This is a genomic window from Rhodococcus mengyinensis, from assembly GCF_048381435.1.
Classification (GTDB): Bacteria; Actinomycetota; Actinomycetes; order Mycobacteriales; family Mycobacteriaceae; genus Rhodococcus_F; species Rhodococcus_F opacus_D.
In genome coordinates this window covers 187,118-200,532 of the sequence record NZ_JBLWIT010000145.1, presented here as the reverse complement: position 1 = coordinate 200,532, position 13,415 = coordinate 187,118, and the positions used below count along the sequence as shown (strand labels likewise).

General features: G+C 67.6%; 10 protein-coding genes. 7 read left to right on the top strand and 3 right to left on the bottom strand.

Features of this window, described 5'->3' with window-relative positions; all coding sequences use genetic code 11:
* Positions 1 to 32 precede the first annotated feature (32 nt).
* Both ACNJ7E_RS37370 and ACNJ7E_RS37365 read left to right on the top strand, forming a co-directional pair.
* On the top strand, positions 33 to 872 hold the full coding sequence (locus ACNJ7E_RS37370) for a glycoside hydrolase family 16 protein (RefSeq protein ID WP_418342210.1): 840 nt from the start codon (positions 33 to 35) through the stop codon (positions 870 to 872).
* A 395-nt stretch (positions 873 to 1,267) separates the two neighbouring features.
* The gene (locus ACNJ7E_RS37365) at positions 1,268 to 5,224 is read left to right on the top strand and encodes a diguanylate cyclase domain-containing protein (RefSeq protein ID WP_418342209.1); all 3,957 of its coding nucleotides are present in this window, start codon (positions 1,268 to 1,270) and stop codon (positions 5,222 to 5,224) included.
* A gap of 37 nt (positions 5,225 to 5,261) precedes the next feature.
* Here the strand turns inward: ACNJ7E_RS37365 and efeB are convergent, their stop codons facing one another.
* The 3 genes from efeB to efeU are packed head-to-tail and all read right to left on the bottom strand — an operon-like array spanning position 5,262 to position 8,627.
* On the bottom strand, positions 5,262 to 6,542 hold the full coding sequence (gene efeB / locus ACNJ7E_RS37360; protein WP_418342208.1) for an iron uptake transporter deferrochelatase/peroxidase subunit: 1,281 nt from the start codon (positions 6,540 to 6,542) through the stop codon (positions 5,262 to 5,264).
* 2 nt (positions 6,543 to 6,544) lie between these two features.
* Positions 6,545 to 7,684 carry an iron uptake system protein EfeO gene (efeO, locus tag ACNJ7E_RS37355; protein WP_418342207.1) on the bottom strand — a complete coding sequence of 380 codons (1,140 nt, stop codon included), beginning with the start codon at positions 7,682 to 7,684 and terminating at the stop codon, positions 6,545 to 6,547.
* A gap of 16 nt (positions 7,685 to 7,700) precedes the next feature.
* Positions 7,701 to 8,627, bottom strand: coding sequence for an iron uptake transporter permease EfeU (gene efeU / locus ACNJ7E_RS37350; protein ID WP_280781463.1), 927 nt, complete (start codon positions 8,625 to 8,627; stop codon positions 7,701 to 7,703).
* 244 nt (positions 8,628 to 8,871) lie between these two features.
* On the opposite strand from efeU, the gene ACNJ7E_RS37345 reads away from it, so the two are divergent.
* The 5 genes from ACNJ7E_RS37345 (at position 8,872) to ACNJ7E_RS37325 (ending at position 13,376) form a co-directional block, all read left to right on the top strand.
* Positions 8,872 to 9,642 (top strand): lytic murein transglycosylase, encoded by a 771-nt coding sequence (locus ACNJ7E_RS37345; RefSeq protein ID WP_418342206.1) that lies wholly within the window; start codon positions 8,872 to 8,874, stop codon positions 9,640 to 9,642.
* A gap of 196 nt (positions 9,643 to 9,838) precedes the next feature.
* Positions 9,839 to 11,125, top strand: a complete 1,287-nt coding sequence (gene eno / locus ACNJ7E_RS37340; protein ID WP_280781465.1) for a phosphopyruvate hydratase — start codon at positions 9,839 to 9,841, stop codon at positions 11,123 to 11,125.
* Positions 11,126 to 11,158: 33 nt separating this feature from the next.
* Positions 11,159 to 11,884 carry an FtsB family cell division protein gene (locus tag ACNJ7E_RS37335; protein ID WP_418342205.1) on the top strand — a complete coding sequence of 242 codons (726 nt, stop codon included), beginning with the start codon at positions 11,159 to 11,161 and terminating at the stop codon, positions 11,882 to 11,884.
* The gene (locus ACNJ7E_RS37330) at positions 11,881 to 12,435 is read left to right on the top strand and encodes a DUF501 domain-containing protein (protein ID WP_280781467.1); all 555 of its coding nucleotides are present in this window, start codon (positions 11,881 to 11,883) and stop codon (positions 12,433 to 12,435) included. Before ACNJ7E_RS37335 ends, ACNJ7E_RS37330 begins: the two co-directional genes overlap by 4 nt.
* Positions 12,432 to 13,376 carry a Ppx/GppA phosphatase family protein gene (locus ACNJ7E_RS37325; protein WP_418342204.1) on the top strand — a complete coding sequence of 315 codons (945 nt, stop codon included), beginning with the start codon at positions 12,432 to 12,434 and terminating at the stop codon, positions 13,374 to 13,376. The genes ACNJ7E_RS37330 and ACNJ7E_RS37325 overlap by 4 nt, the downstream gene beginning before the upstream one ends.
* The last annotated feature ends 39 nt before the right edge of the window (positions 13,377 to 13,415 follow it).

Genomic DNA, 13,415 nt, shown 5'->3' with positions numbered 1-13,415 from the left:
CGACCGATCGCGGCGACACTTAGTATCGGCACATGCAGCGGATGCGCTCGGCCCTGGTCGAGATTGCGTTGACGTGCTCGGTGGCGCTGTGCGCGCTGTCCCTCACCCCGGCTGCTGCCGCTGCCGCGCCCGGCGGTGGAGGCGTCCGGACCGCCTACCCCGGACACACCGTGATCGGCAGCGACGAATTCGACGGACCCGCGAACGCGGCGCCCAATCCATTGTTGTGGGGCTACGACCTCGGCGGCGGTGGGTGGGGCAACAACGAGAAGCAGGTGTACACCGACTCCCGCCAAAATTCGCGTCTCGACGGTAACGGTCGTCTCGTCGTCGAGGCCCGCAGAAACGGTGGCGGCTTCACGTCGGCTCGGCTCGTGACGCGCGGAAAGTTCGAATTCACGTACGGGGTGATCGAGGCACGGATTCAGGTACCGTCCGGCCCGGGAATCCATCCCGCGTTCTGGACGCTCGGGAGCAACATCACGAGCGTCGGGTGGCCTGCCTGCGGCGAGATCGACATCCTCGAGGTGGTCGGGGACGGTTCCCGATACCACGCGGGAGTGCACGGCCCGACCGTCGGCGGCGGACACTGGGAACGCTCGACGGACGGCTCGATCGGTGCGAACCTCAGCGCGGGTTTCCACGACTACGCCCTGATCAAAGCGCCCGGCCGCATCTCGGTGGGCATCGACGGGAACATCGTCGGCACGGTCACCACAGCGGATCTGCGACCCGAGGAACGCTGGGTGTTCGACTCCCCGGCGTACCTGCTGCTCGATGTGGCCGTCGGCGGGAACTGGCCAGGCCCGATCACGTCGTCGACACGCTTTCCGGCCACCATGCTGGTGGACTGGGTGAGGTTCTCCCAGTGACGTCCGGGACGAGTTTCGGGTGTGAATAGAATCAGGTTCATGGCCGTGTCGAAGTCAGAGTGCCGCTGCGGCCACCCATTCGCCGCTCACGAGCATTACCGCCAGGGCACGTCCTGTGCTCTCTGCGACTGTCCGCGGTTTCGGCGGCGCCTTCCCCGGTTGATCCGGAAACTCGTGGGCCGCTGACCGATCTCGAACGCGCGCCGGCTGGAGTTCGGGATTCGGCAGCGTTGAACGTGCGTGCGGAGTGACGAGTACCGACATAGGGCAGCCCATAAACAAACCATAGGTTTGTTTATGGGCTATATTTCAGTATGCATGTCGTGCAAAGATGGACTTCTGGAAACTTTGAATCCAATTCTTCCTGACGGCAGGCGGCAGTTCGGGTGGTGGCGATGGAACATCGGACAGCCGCGCGGGTGGGGACGTCGTCAAACGCCGAGGCCCTCTGGAAAGGCGGTCTGTGGGCGATCGCGGTCGTATTCATCGTCCCAGCGCTGCTGTTCGCGCTGGCGCTGTGGCGAGGGTGGGGTGGCACGTTTACGACCACGGTGGTTGTCGACGTGGGCCTGCTGGTGTTCGCTCTCGTCGCGACCGGGTGTACCGCGTGGGCTGCCTGGAGAGGACGCGGCAGCCGCCGCCGCAGCTGGCTGGCGTTGGCGGGTGGGCTGGCGGCCTGGTCGGTCGGCCAAGCCATCTGGTGCTACTACGTGGTGTGGCAGGGAAGTGATCAGATACCGTTTCCTTCCTCGGCGGCTGCTGCGTACCTGCTGTTTCCGGTCGGCGCATGCGCGGCGCTGTTGCTGTTCCCGACCGGCGACAGCGGACAGTCCCGTACCCGGCTGATTCTGGACGGAATCATCGTGGCCGGTTCACTGTTCGTGATGTCGTGGGTGAGCGTGCTCGGCAGCGTCTACCGCGCGGGGAGCGCCACACCGGTCTCCCTCGTGTTATCCCTCGCCTATCCTGTCGCGGACCTGGTGATTGCGACGATGGCAATTGTGGTGCTGACCCGAGCGCGGGCCGGGCAACGCTTGACCATGGGACTGCTGTGCATCGGGATCATTCTGATGGCGTTGTCGGCCAGCGCAGTCTCGTACCTGACCGCGCTGGGCACGTATCACAACGGCGGCGTTACCGACCTGGGCTGGGTGGCCGCCTTCGCCGCGATTGGTCTGGCGGCGCTGTCGAGCACCCGCGAGCCGTCACCCGAACCGGTTCCGGCCCAGATTCCGTCTCGAACACGGTTGTGGTTGCCGTACCTTCCGTTGCTGCTGGCCGCCGCCGTCGGCCTACAGCAGGAGCTGCCCAGCCTGGGCTCCGGGCCGATTCCCGCTGCGATCATCGTCCTGGTGATCGCCTTGCTGGCACGGCAGTTCATCGTCCTGGCCGAGAACCGACGGTTGTTGCTCACCGTGGCCCGGCAGGCCTTCCGCGACCGACTGACCGGACTGGCGAACCGTGCCTTGTTTCTCGATCGGCTCGACCAAGCAGTGCAGCGCCAGCGCCGGGAACTCACCCCGATCGTGGTGCTCTGTGTGGATCTCGACGATTTCAAAACTGTCAACGACAGCCTCGGCCATCCCGCCGGGGACGAGCTGTTGATCCGCGTCGCCGAACGGCTCACCGGGTGCATGCGGAGCACCGACACCGTCGCCCGGCTCGGAGGCGACGAGTTCGCGGCACTGGTCGAAGGCAGCGTCCAAGATGCCCTGTCGGCCGCGGATCGGGTACTGGAGGCATTCACCCCGCCGTTCATCATCGACGGTGTCGTGCTCTCCATCCGCCCCAGCATCGGGCTCACCATTTCCACTGTCGCCGGCGCGACGACCGAGAGCCTGCTCAAACAGGCAGATCTGGCAATGTATGCGGCCAAGCGCTGCGGTGGTGGTTGCCTGCGCAGTTACGTGCCGGACCCGGCCGACTCCGACGCGAAGGACGCGCTGACCTGCGACGACAATCCGACTCACAGCCTCGGACCCGGGGAAGCCACGAACACACCGCGACACGCACGACCCGTGACGGATCAGGTTGTAGCGGGAGGGGACGTCGTGTCGGTGGCGAGGTCTGCACACAACCGACACCGACCGGCTCGGGTGAGCTGGGTGTCGCCATCCGATCGGGCGCGGCGTGGCGTCATGGCGGGGCTGGGGATTCTGCTGATCGGTGTGGTCCTGTTCGGGATCGTGCTGGGGGCAGGTGATCAAGCGGGTTGGATCGTGCTGCACGGAGTGCTCTACAACGGACTGGCTTTGTCGGCCGCCTTTCTGGTTGCGGCTCGCGCGTGGTGTATTCCGACCGAGCGGCGGGCGTGGTGGCTGATCGCGCTGGGAATGACCAGCTGGTGTGTGGGCGATGTCGTGTCGATGTCGTGGCTGCCTGACGGCCAGTCACCATCGGTGGCCGATCTGCTGAAACTGGCGTTCTACCCACTTGTGTACGCCGGGTTGGTGGTGCTCCTGCGCTCGCGAGTGCGGCGGTTGCCGACCGAGATCTGGTTGGACGCCATCACCGCAGGGTTGACGCTGGCGGCGCTGGCAACGGCCGTCGCATTCGGTCCGATCGACTCGGCCGCCGAAAGATCACCCGCGGCGGTGATCGTCGGGTTGGCCTACCCGGCGGGAGACGTGCTGCTGTTGGCACTCGCGGTCGGGGCACTCGCGGTGCTGGGGTGGCGGGCCGAGCCGCGGTGGGTGCTGCTGGTCGCGGGGTTCGTGCTGTTCGCGGTGGCCGACACTGTCAACCTGTTCCGCACTGCTGCCGGTCACGTGGAGGTCACGTGGATCGATGCGCTCCCGTACGCCGCCGCGATGCTCGTGGCCGTGGCCAGTTGGCGAGCCCCCGGCCGAAGACAGTCCGGTCAGCTACCGGGACTGGGTATCTGGGTACCTCCACTGGTGTGCACTGCCGCTTCGGTGGGGCTGCTGGTCCTCGACCACGATGCACGGTTGCCTGGGCTCGCGGTGGTGCTCGCCGCGCTCAGCCTCGTCACGGTCGCAGCCCGATTCGCGGTGACGTTCCGGGAAGTCGTCGTCCTGGCCGACAGCCACCGCCAGGCGAGCACCGATGACCTCACCGACCTGGCCAATCGTCGGGCGATCATGGCGGCGCTGACGGCCGCATACTTCGACCAGGCGGCACAGCCTGGGACGGGGCAGGGGCCGGGGCCGGGCCTGCTGCTGATGGATGTGGACCGCTTCAAGGAGATCAACGACTCGTTCGGACGTAACGTGGGCGATCAATTGCTGTGCCAGATTGCCGACCGGCTGGCTCGGTCGGTGCGACCGGGTGATCTGCCGGCACGCCTCGACGGAGACGCCTTCGCGGTCCTGCTGCCGGCAGGGATCGACCTCACGGACGCCCGGGCACTGGCCGGTCAGCTCCTCGAGGCAGTAAACGAGCCTTTCGACCTCGACGAGGTCACGGTGCGCGTCGAGGCGCGGATCGGGATCGCCCTCTGCCCCCAACACTGCACAAACCCTCAGGATCTGCTGCAGTGCGCCGGAGTGGCTGTGTATCGCGCCAAGTCCACCCGCCGCACGATCGCGGTGTACGACACCGCCGAGTACCAGCGCAGCATCGAGGAGAGGCAGACCATCGACGAGCTGCGCACGGCGATCGATGGTGGCGAGCTCACGTGCTACTACCAGCCGAAGGTCAGTGCCTGCGACGACCAGGTGCACGGCGTCGAGGCTCTCGTTCGGTGGGAGCATCCCCTCCGCGGCTTACTCCTACCCGATCAATTCCTTCCTCAGGCCGAGCAGTCAGGATTGATGCGTCCACTGACAGCGAGAGTGCTGGAGCTTGCGCTGGGTCAGGCGCGGAGCTGGCTCGATCACGGTATATCGCTGACCGTCGCAGTGAACCTGTCGGTCACGAATCTGCTCGACGCAGACCTGGTCGCGGAGATCGACCGACTCCTGGACGACCTTCGGTTACCCGCCGACACGTTGATCCTCGAGATCACCGAAAGCGTCCTGATGACCGACTACCGGCGCGCCAGAAGGGTGGTCGAGGCGCTGCAGGGTCTGGGAATCGGATTGTCGATCGACGACTACGGCACCGGCTGGTCCTCTCTTGCCTATCTGCAGGACCTCGCCGTCGATGAGCTCAAACTCGACAGGGTCTTCGTCGCCCGCCTCGCCAGCGATCCTCGATCGGTCGCGATCGTCCGATCGACCGTGGAGCTCGCACACAGCCTGGGCGCGTCTCTGGTCGCGGAAGGCGTCGAAGACGAAGACACCCTGCGTGCCTTGCGTCGATACGGCTGCGACGTCACCCAGGGGCATTACCACGGCCGCCCGCTGCCCCCCGACCAGCTCGACCTTCGGTTGCTCGGCCGACACCGTTGATGCATACGCGGTGTCAGGTGCGCGGGATCGGGAGGCTCTACGTGAACAGGCCCTGACCCCAGTACTGCCCCTCGGCGAGGCCGGGCGGGCAGGCGAAGAGGGCGGACCCGACGTGCTGGATGTACTCGTTCATCGCGTCGGTCCTGGACAGGTTGAGCTGCATCGGCACGAACTGTTCCTGCGGGTTGCGGCAGTAGGCGATGAAGAAGAGTCCGGCGTCGAGGTGGCCGAAGCCATCGGAGCCGTCGGTGAAGTTGTATCCGCGACGCAGGATCTGGATGCCGCCGAGTTCCTGAGCGGACGCCAGTCGCACGTGCGCGTCGACGTCGATCACCGGGTCGTGACCCTTCTTGGAATCGAAGTCGAGTTCGTCGAATTCGGCCTCGCCGCTCAGGGGGGCGCCGGTGCCCTTGGACCGTCCGATCACTCGTTCCTGCTCGCCGAGCACGGTGCGGTCCCACTGCTCGATGAGCATGCGGATCCGCCGCGCCACGAGGTACGCGCCGCCGCCCATCCACGCCTGGTCGTCGCCGGAGCCCACCCAGACGTGCTGGTCGAGGACGCCGGGTTCCTCGGCCTTGATGTTGTTCGTTCCGTCCTTGAACCCGAACAGGTTTCGCGGTGTGTCCTGAGTGGTCGACGTCGACGAGGTGCGGCCGAACCCCAGCTGCGACCACCGGACCGAGGCCGTGCCGAACGCGACGCGCGCCAGGTTGCGGATGGCGTGGACGGCTACCTGCGGGTCGTTGGCACACGCCTGGATCGCGATGTCGCCGCCGCTGCGCGCCGGATCGAGGTTGTCCGCCCGGAAGTGCGGAAGGTCGACGAGCGCGGCAGGCTTCTTGGCCGCGAAGCCGAGCCGGTCGTCGAACAGTGAGGGCCCGAATCCTATGGTGAGGGTCAGCTGGGACGCCGGCAGGCCGAGCGCCTCCCCGGTGTCGCTGGGCGGAACGTAGATGCCGTCGCCGATGGCACCGTCTGGAGTGGCCTCCTCGCCGGCGGTCATCCGCTCGGCCATCACGGTCCACTTCTTCAGCAGCGCTTCGAGTTCCTCACGGGACTTCGTGGTGACGTCGAACGCCACGAAGTGCATCCGGTCCTGCGCGGGCGTCACGATGCCCGCCTGGTGTTCGCCCCGGAAGGCGACGACGTCGGCGTGCGAGAACGGGGGTTCGGCGGCGGTGGCGCGCCCGACGAGTGCACCGGCGCCGGCGAGGGCGGCTCCCGCCCCGACGGCGCCGAACAGACGTCGTCGGGACATTCCCTTGCGCTCGTCCGCCGAGGTAGTCATGTCGGTCGTACCGGTCGGATCAGTCATGATTATGCGCCTGCTACCACGCCTTGAACCTGGCTGACCTCGGCCGAGAGGGCGTCGATCTTGCGCGACAGTTCCTGGCGCTGTTGTTCGTTGACAGTGTCGTAGAAGACGAACCCGTCGCCCTGTCGGTACTGAGCGAGTTCGGCATCGAGGTCCGCGAAACGCTGGGTGATGTTCGCGGCCAGTTCGGGATTGCGTTCGTCGATGATCGGCTGCAGTGCGGCGACCGCAGCCTGCGAGCCGTCGACGTTGGCCTGGAAGTCCCACAGGTCGGTGTGCGAGAAGATGTCTTCCTCACCGGTGATCTTCGACGTCGAGATCTCGTCGAGCAGCCCCTGCGCGTCGCCGGCGATCTTGGTGGGGTCGATCGTGTAGTCCTCGGCGTTCACCTGGTCGGCGAGGTACTGGACGTCGACGACGAGTTGGTCGGCGATCGCGTTGGTGTCGGGTTGGGGACCGGTGACCCACAGATCCTTCTCGAGCCGGTGGAAGCCCGTCCATTCCTGCCCGGGTTCGAGGTCGGCCTCCCGCAGGTCGAGCTTGGGGTCGAGTTCGCCGAAGCTCTCCGCCTCGGGCTCGATGCGCTCGTAGTAGGTGCGGGAGACGGGGAAGAGGGCCTTGGCCTGCTCGACGTTGCCCGCCTTGACGGCGTCGACGAACTGCTGCGTCGTGTCCTGCAGGGCGACGACCTGGCTGCGGATGTAGCGGCGGTAGCCGTCGGCGGCCTCGGCGAGCTGTCCGCTCTCGTCGGACGCGCTCATCGAGTCGCCGGTGACGGTGAAGTCCTGACGGATGCCGTTGCCGACCATGCCGGGCTTGCACGCGAGCTGGTAGGTGCCTGCGTCGGGCAGCGACACGATCAGCTGGCGGGTGAGCCCGGGACCGATGTTCTCGACCTCACCCATCGCCCGGTCGCCCTCGGCGAATACGTAGAACTCGGTGACCTTGCTGCCGTTGTTCGTGACTTGGAACGTGCTGTTCCCGGTGGTTCCGGAGTCGGCGCTGACGTCACACGTGTCGTCGTTCGCGGTGACGGTGATGTCGTCGCTGCTCGCGGTCGACTTCTCGGTGCAGCCTGCGAGCGCCAGCGGCAGCAGGGCGGCCGAGGCGAGGGCGAAGGTGGTTCGGCGCGTGGTCTTCATGGGCGGAAGGTGCCTTTCATGAAACGGTCTCGTCGGGGGTGGGGGAGGCGGTGCGCTCGGGTGCCGTATCGGTTGCAGGAGCCGCGGGGGCCGGTGTGGGTGCGGAAACGGGCCGGAGGAACAGGAACAGGACCACGACGACGTACACGACCCAGGCGACGGCCTGCAGGACCGTCGGGTCGGGCCGGAAGTTGAAGATCCCGGCCAGGACGGTGCCGTACCAGCTGGACGCGTCGTAGCCGTCCGAGATGTCGAAGGCGAGTGCCGAGCCGCCGGGCAGGACGCCGCCGATCTGCAGGGCATGAATGCCGTACCCGAGGATTCCGGCGGCGACGATGATCAGGAAGATGCCGGTGTACTTGAAGAATTTCGCGAAGTCGAGCCGGACGGCGCCGAAGTACAACAGCACCGTCACTATCGCGGCGGCGACGATACCGAGCAGGAGGCCGACGAGAGGCCAGGCGCTACCCGCTGTGTTCTCGGCGTACCCGACCATCAGCAGCGCCGTCTCGACGCCTTCCCGGCCGACGGCGAAGAACGCGAGGGTGAGCACCGCGATGGGCCCCGCGACCAATGCTTTCTCCATGCCCGCCTTGAGATCGTGGGAGATGGTCCGCGCGGCCTTGCGCATCCACAGCACCATGACGGTGACGATCGCGACCGCGACGAGGGACGCGACGCCGGCGATGACCTCCGCGGTGAGTCCGGTGACGGTGGACGTTCCGTAGTGGATGACGAGGAAGATCGCGGCCACCATCGCGACGGCGATGCCGACGCCGAGCCAGACCCACTTGAGTGCGTCCTTGCGCTCCGCTTTCACGAGGAACGCGGCAAGGATCATGACGACGATGCCTGCCTCGAGGCCCTCGCGCAGACCGATCAATCCACTGCCGAACAGCTGTGTGGCGATCGACGGCGCGGTCCCTGCGGCGAGGACGGACATGCACACTCCTGGGCGAGGCGGGGTCGAGCCGAGTGGTCCGCAAGGTTGGGTAGGCAACCTTGCGATAGGCAAGGCGAACCTTAGGCCTGTGGAAAACATACACCGCGCCTCCTTGTCCGAAGAAGCCCTCACCAGCACTTTTACAACCCTTTACCTTTGGTGTGTTGTCACGCCGTGACCCGGCTCGGTGTGGGAGCGGTCTCGGGTGGCCGGGATCGACGAGTTTCGTGTGGATGATGGAGACGTGAACCGATATCCCGTGCGTCCGAAACGTCGTTCCCGATGGCCCGGACCGCTGTTCGCTCTTCTCGCGGCGACGGTGGTCGTGGTTCTCGCCTACGGCGCATGCTCGCGGGAGCAGCAACCGAGGATCGCGATTCCGGAAGGCATCCCACCCGGGCCCGGCGCGGCGACCCCGCCGATCGACATCAACGCACCCGGGCGTTCGGCGGATCAGCTGCACGGATGGTCTGCCGGGCTGGCTGACTCGATCGGCGTCGGGAGTACCGCGCTCGAGGCGTACGGCTACGCGGCGACGGTGATGGCCGAGACGAAGCCGGAATGCGGAATCGGGTGGACCACCCTCGCCGGAATCGCGAGTGTGGAGAGCCGGCACGGCACCCACGCCGGTTCGGCGGTCGGGCCCACCGGTCAGGTGACGCCCGAGATCCGGGGCATCCCCCTCGACGGGGGACCCGGTGTCGCCGAAATCCCCGACACCGACGGCGGGGCGATGGACGGCGACCCGGTGCACGACCGCGCGATGGGACCCCTGCAGTTCATTCCCGAGACCTGGAAGCGGTGGGGGGTCGACGCCAACGGTGACGACGTGGCCGACGCCGACAACATCGACGACGCAGCGCTGACCGCCGCCCGCTACCTCTGCGAGCGGGGCGGCGACCTCACCGCTGCGGAGGGCTGGCAGTCGGCGCTGATGGCCTACAACCTGTCGGGCGAGTACCTCACGCTGGTACGCGACCGTGCGTCCGCCTACTCGGTCGGAGTGCGCCCGTAATCCTTCCGACACCGGTTCGTGACGTGATCGACGCCACATCGGTAGGCGCCCCGCGGGCGGCTCGCCGTCCGCGGGGCGCGCCATCCCGCGCCGGTTTCGGTGTGCCGTTACGCTGTGTGCTGGCACGATCTGGTGTCCCTGGCACGATCGGACCGGTCGGTGCACAGTGCGAAGCCCATATAAGGAGAATCAGCAAGTGGCCATCATTGAGCAGGTCGGAGCCCGTGAGATCCTCGATTCCCGTGGAAACCCCACGGTGGAGGTCGAGGTGCTGCTCGACGACGGAAGTTTCGCTCGCGCCGCGGTTCCGTCGGGCGCATCGACCGGTGAGCACGAGGCCGTCGAATTGCGAGACGGCGGCGACCGGTACGGCGGCAAGGGTGTCGAGAAGGCCGTCGAGGCCGTCCTGAGCGAGATCGCTCCGGCCATCATCGGAATCGACGCCACCGAGCAGCGGACCGTCGACCAGGCCCTGCTGGACGCCGACGGCACCCCGGACAAGTCGCGTCTGGGCGCCAACGCGCTCCTGGGTGCGTCGCTGGCGGTGGCCCGCGCGGCCGCCGAGTCGTCGGGTCTGGATCTCTTCCGTTACGTCGGCGGCCCCAACGCCCACGTCCTTCCCGTCCCGATGATGAACATCCTCAACGGTGGCGCGCACGCCGACACCGGTGTCGACGTCCAGGAGTTCATGGTCGCCCCGATCGGTGCCGCCACGTTCAAGGAGTCGCTGCGCTGGGGCGCCGAGGTGTACCACGCCCTCAAGGCGGTGCTGAAGGAGAAGGGCCTGGCCACCGGTCTCGGTGACGAGGGCGGCTTCGCCCCCGACGTCGCGGGCACCAAGGAAGCACTGGACCTGATCAGCGTCGCCATCGGCAAGACGGGCCTGGTCCTGGGCACGGACGTGGCACTGGCACTCGACGTCGCCGCCACCGAGTTCTACACCGACGGCACCGGCTACAAGTTCGAGGGCAGCAACCGGACCGCGGCCGAGATGTCGGCGTTCTACGCCGAGCTGGTCGACGCGTACCCGATCGTGTCCATCGAGGATCCGCTGGACGAGGACGACTGGGACGGCTGGGTCGCCCTGACCGATCAGATCGGCAACAAGGTCCAGCTCGTCGGTGACGACCTGTTCGTCACCAACCCGGAGCGTCTGGAAGAGGGCATCGTCAAGGGTGCCGCGAACGCTTTGCTGGTGAAGGTCAACCAGATCGGCACGCTGACCGAGACCCTCGACGCCGTCGACCTCGCGCACCGCAACGGCTACAAGACGATGATGAGCCACCGGTCCGGTGAGACCGAGGACACCACCATCGCCGACCTCGCGGTCGCCGTGGGCAGTGGTCAGATCAAGACCGGTGCTCCCGCCCGCAGCGAGCGCGTCGCCAAGTACAACCAGCTGCTGCGCATCGAGGAGAACCTGGGCGACGCCGCCCGCTACGCCGGCGAGGTCGCGTTCCCGCGGTTCGCGTTCGAAGGCTGACGTTCGACAGTCGAGTAAGGGGTGTTGGAGTAGGTGGCACAGCGCGGCAGGCCGCGGTCGTCCGGAGCAAGTCCGGGCGGCCGGGGCTCCGGGCGTGGTGAACGGGCCCGCGGAAACCGGGCGGCCGGCACTCCCGGCGGAGCGCGGCGCCCCCGCACCACCAAGTCGACGACGCCGGGGCAGGCCGACGGCAAACCGGACGCCGTCGACGGCTCCGACACCGGCAAGGTGCTCCCCGGTCGCGCCCGCCCGAGACGGGTAGGTGCGGCCGGGGCCGCCCGCGCAATTCGCTCCGAGCACACGATCCTCGGACTGTCGACGGGCAAGGCGCTCGTCCTCGTCATGGTCGTGCTGCTTCTCGCGCTCACCCTCGCGGTCCCGCTGCGCAACTACCTCACCCAGCGTGGGGAAGCGGATCGTATTGCGGCGGAACAGGTTCAGCTCGAGAAGGATCTTCAGGAGCTGCGGATACTCGAGGAGCGCTACTCCGACCCCGCCTACATCGAGGCGCAGGCACGCGGCCGGCTCCGGTGGGTGAAGCCCGGCGACACCCCGTTCCAGGTGCAGTTGCCCGGCGACTACAAGGAGCCGGAGAAGCCGGAGGAGAAGGACGCCGAGATGGCAGGCCCCTGGTACTCCGACCTGTGGAAGACCATTTCAGAACCGCCGGCCGCGCCCGAGGTGCAGCCGGCACCGGCTCCGGCGCCCCCCGTGGTGCCGCCGCCCGTACCGCCAGAACCAGGAGAACCCACCGGGTGACTAATTCGTCCGACCCGTCCAGCCCCGTGCCGCAGGAAGACCTCGACGCCGTCGCCGCCCAGCTGGGCCGCGAACCGCGGGGAGTGCTCGAGATCGCGTACCGCAGTCCCGACGGCACGCCCGGCGTCGTGAAGACCGCGCCCAAACTTCCCGACGGAACACCGTTTCCGACGCTGTACTACCTGACCGATCCGCGACTGACCGCGGAGGCCAGCCGGCAGGAGTCTGCCGGGGTGATGCGTGAGATGACCGAGCGTCTCGGACAGGATCCGGAGCTTGCGGCCGCGTACCTGCGCGCCCACCAGTCGTATCTCGCCGAGCGCGACGCCATCGAGCCCCTCGGAACTGACTTCACCGGCGGCGGAATGCCCGAGCGCGTCAAATGCCTGCACGTGCTGATGGCCCACTCGCTGGCGAAGGGGCCGGGCGTCAACCCGCTGGGCGACGAGTCGGTGGCACTCGCCGCGTCCGCGGCAGGCGGAAAGCTGAGGGGCACCGCGATTCCCGCGGACTGGCCCGGCATCGACGACGTCGAAAGTCCCGAGCAGTGACGCGCGTCGCCGCCGTCGACTGCGGCACGAACTCCATCCGTCTGCTCGTCGCCGACGTCGACGAGCAGGGCGCACTGCACGACGTGTGTCGCGAGATGCGCGTCGTCCGGCTGGGACAGGGCGTGGACGCCACCGGGCGCCTGGCGCCCGAGGCCATCGAACGCACCCGAGTCGCGTTGAGCGAGTACGCCGGAATGATCGCGGACGCCGGCGCCACCGCCGTCCGCATGGTGGCCACATCCGCCACCCGCGACGCATCCAACCGGGAAGACTTCTTCTCGATGACCCGCGAGGTGCTGGGCACCGTCATCCCCGGCGCCGGGGCCGAGGTCATCACCGGCGACGAGGAAGCACGGCTGTCGTTCAACGGGGCCGTCGGGGAACTCGATCCGTCGCAGGGACCGTTCGTGGTCGTGGACCTCGGCGGCGGTTCCACCGAAGTGGTGCTGGGCGACGAATCCGGCGTCCACGCCGCCTTCTCCACCGACATCGGGTGCGTGCGCATCACGGAGCGCTGCCTCCATGACGATCCGCCGACACCCGCACAGGTCGAGGAGGCCCGCGCGTTCGCGCAGGACCGCCTGGACGAGGCGTTCGCGCGTGTCCCCGTCGAACAGGCCCACACCTGGGTCGGCGTCGCCGGAACGATGACCACCATCGCCGCGCTCGCCAAAGAACTGCCCGAATACGACGCCGAGCAGGTGCATCTCTCCCGCATCCCGATGCCCCGGCTGCGGGAGGTCTGCAACTCGCTGATCGCCATGACCCACACCGAACGGGCCGCCCTCGGCCCGATGCACCCGGGGCGGGTCGACGTCATCGGCGGCGGCGCGATCGTGACCCTCGCCCTGGCCGACGCATTCGAGAAGAAGGCCGACATCGACCAACTCGTCGTCAGCGAACACGACATCCTCGACGGAATCGCATTGTCGATCGCCTGAGCTAGGGTGATCTGCGCACGGTCGCCGAGCGACACCCTC

Coding starts and splice junctions, on each gene's coding strand:
- ACNJ7E_RS37370 (WP_418342210.1), top strand. CDS start 33: ATGCAGCGGATGCGCTCGGCCCTGGTCGAGATTGCGTTGACGTGCTCG.
- efeU (WP_280781463.1), bottom strand. CDS start 8,627: ATGTCCGTCCTCGCCGCAGGGACCGCGCCGTCGATCGCCACACAGCTG.
- ACNJ7E_RS37365 (WP_418342209.1), top strand. CDS start 1,268: ATGGAACATCGGACAGCCGCGCGGGTGGGGACGTCGTCAAACGCCGAG.
- efeO (WP_418342207.1), bottom strand. CDS start 7,684: ATGAAGACCACGCGCCGAACCACCTTCGCCCTCGCCTCGGCCGCCCTG.
- efeB (WP_418342208.1), bottom strand. CDS start 6,542: ATGACTGATCCGACCGGTACGACCGACATGACTACCTCGGCGGACGAG.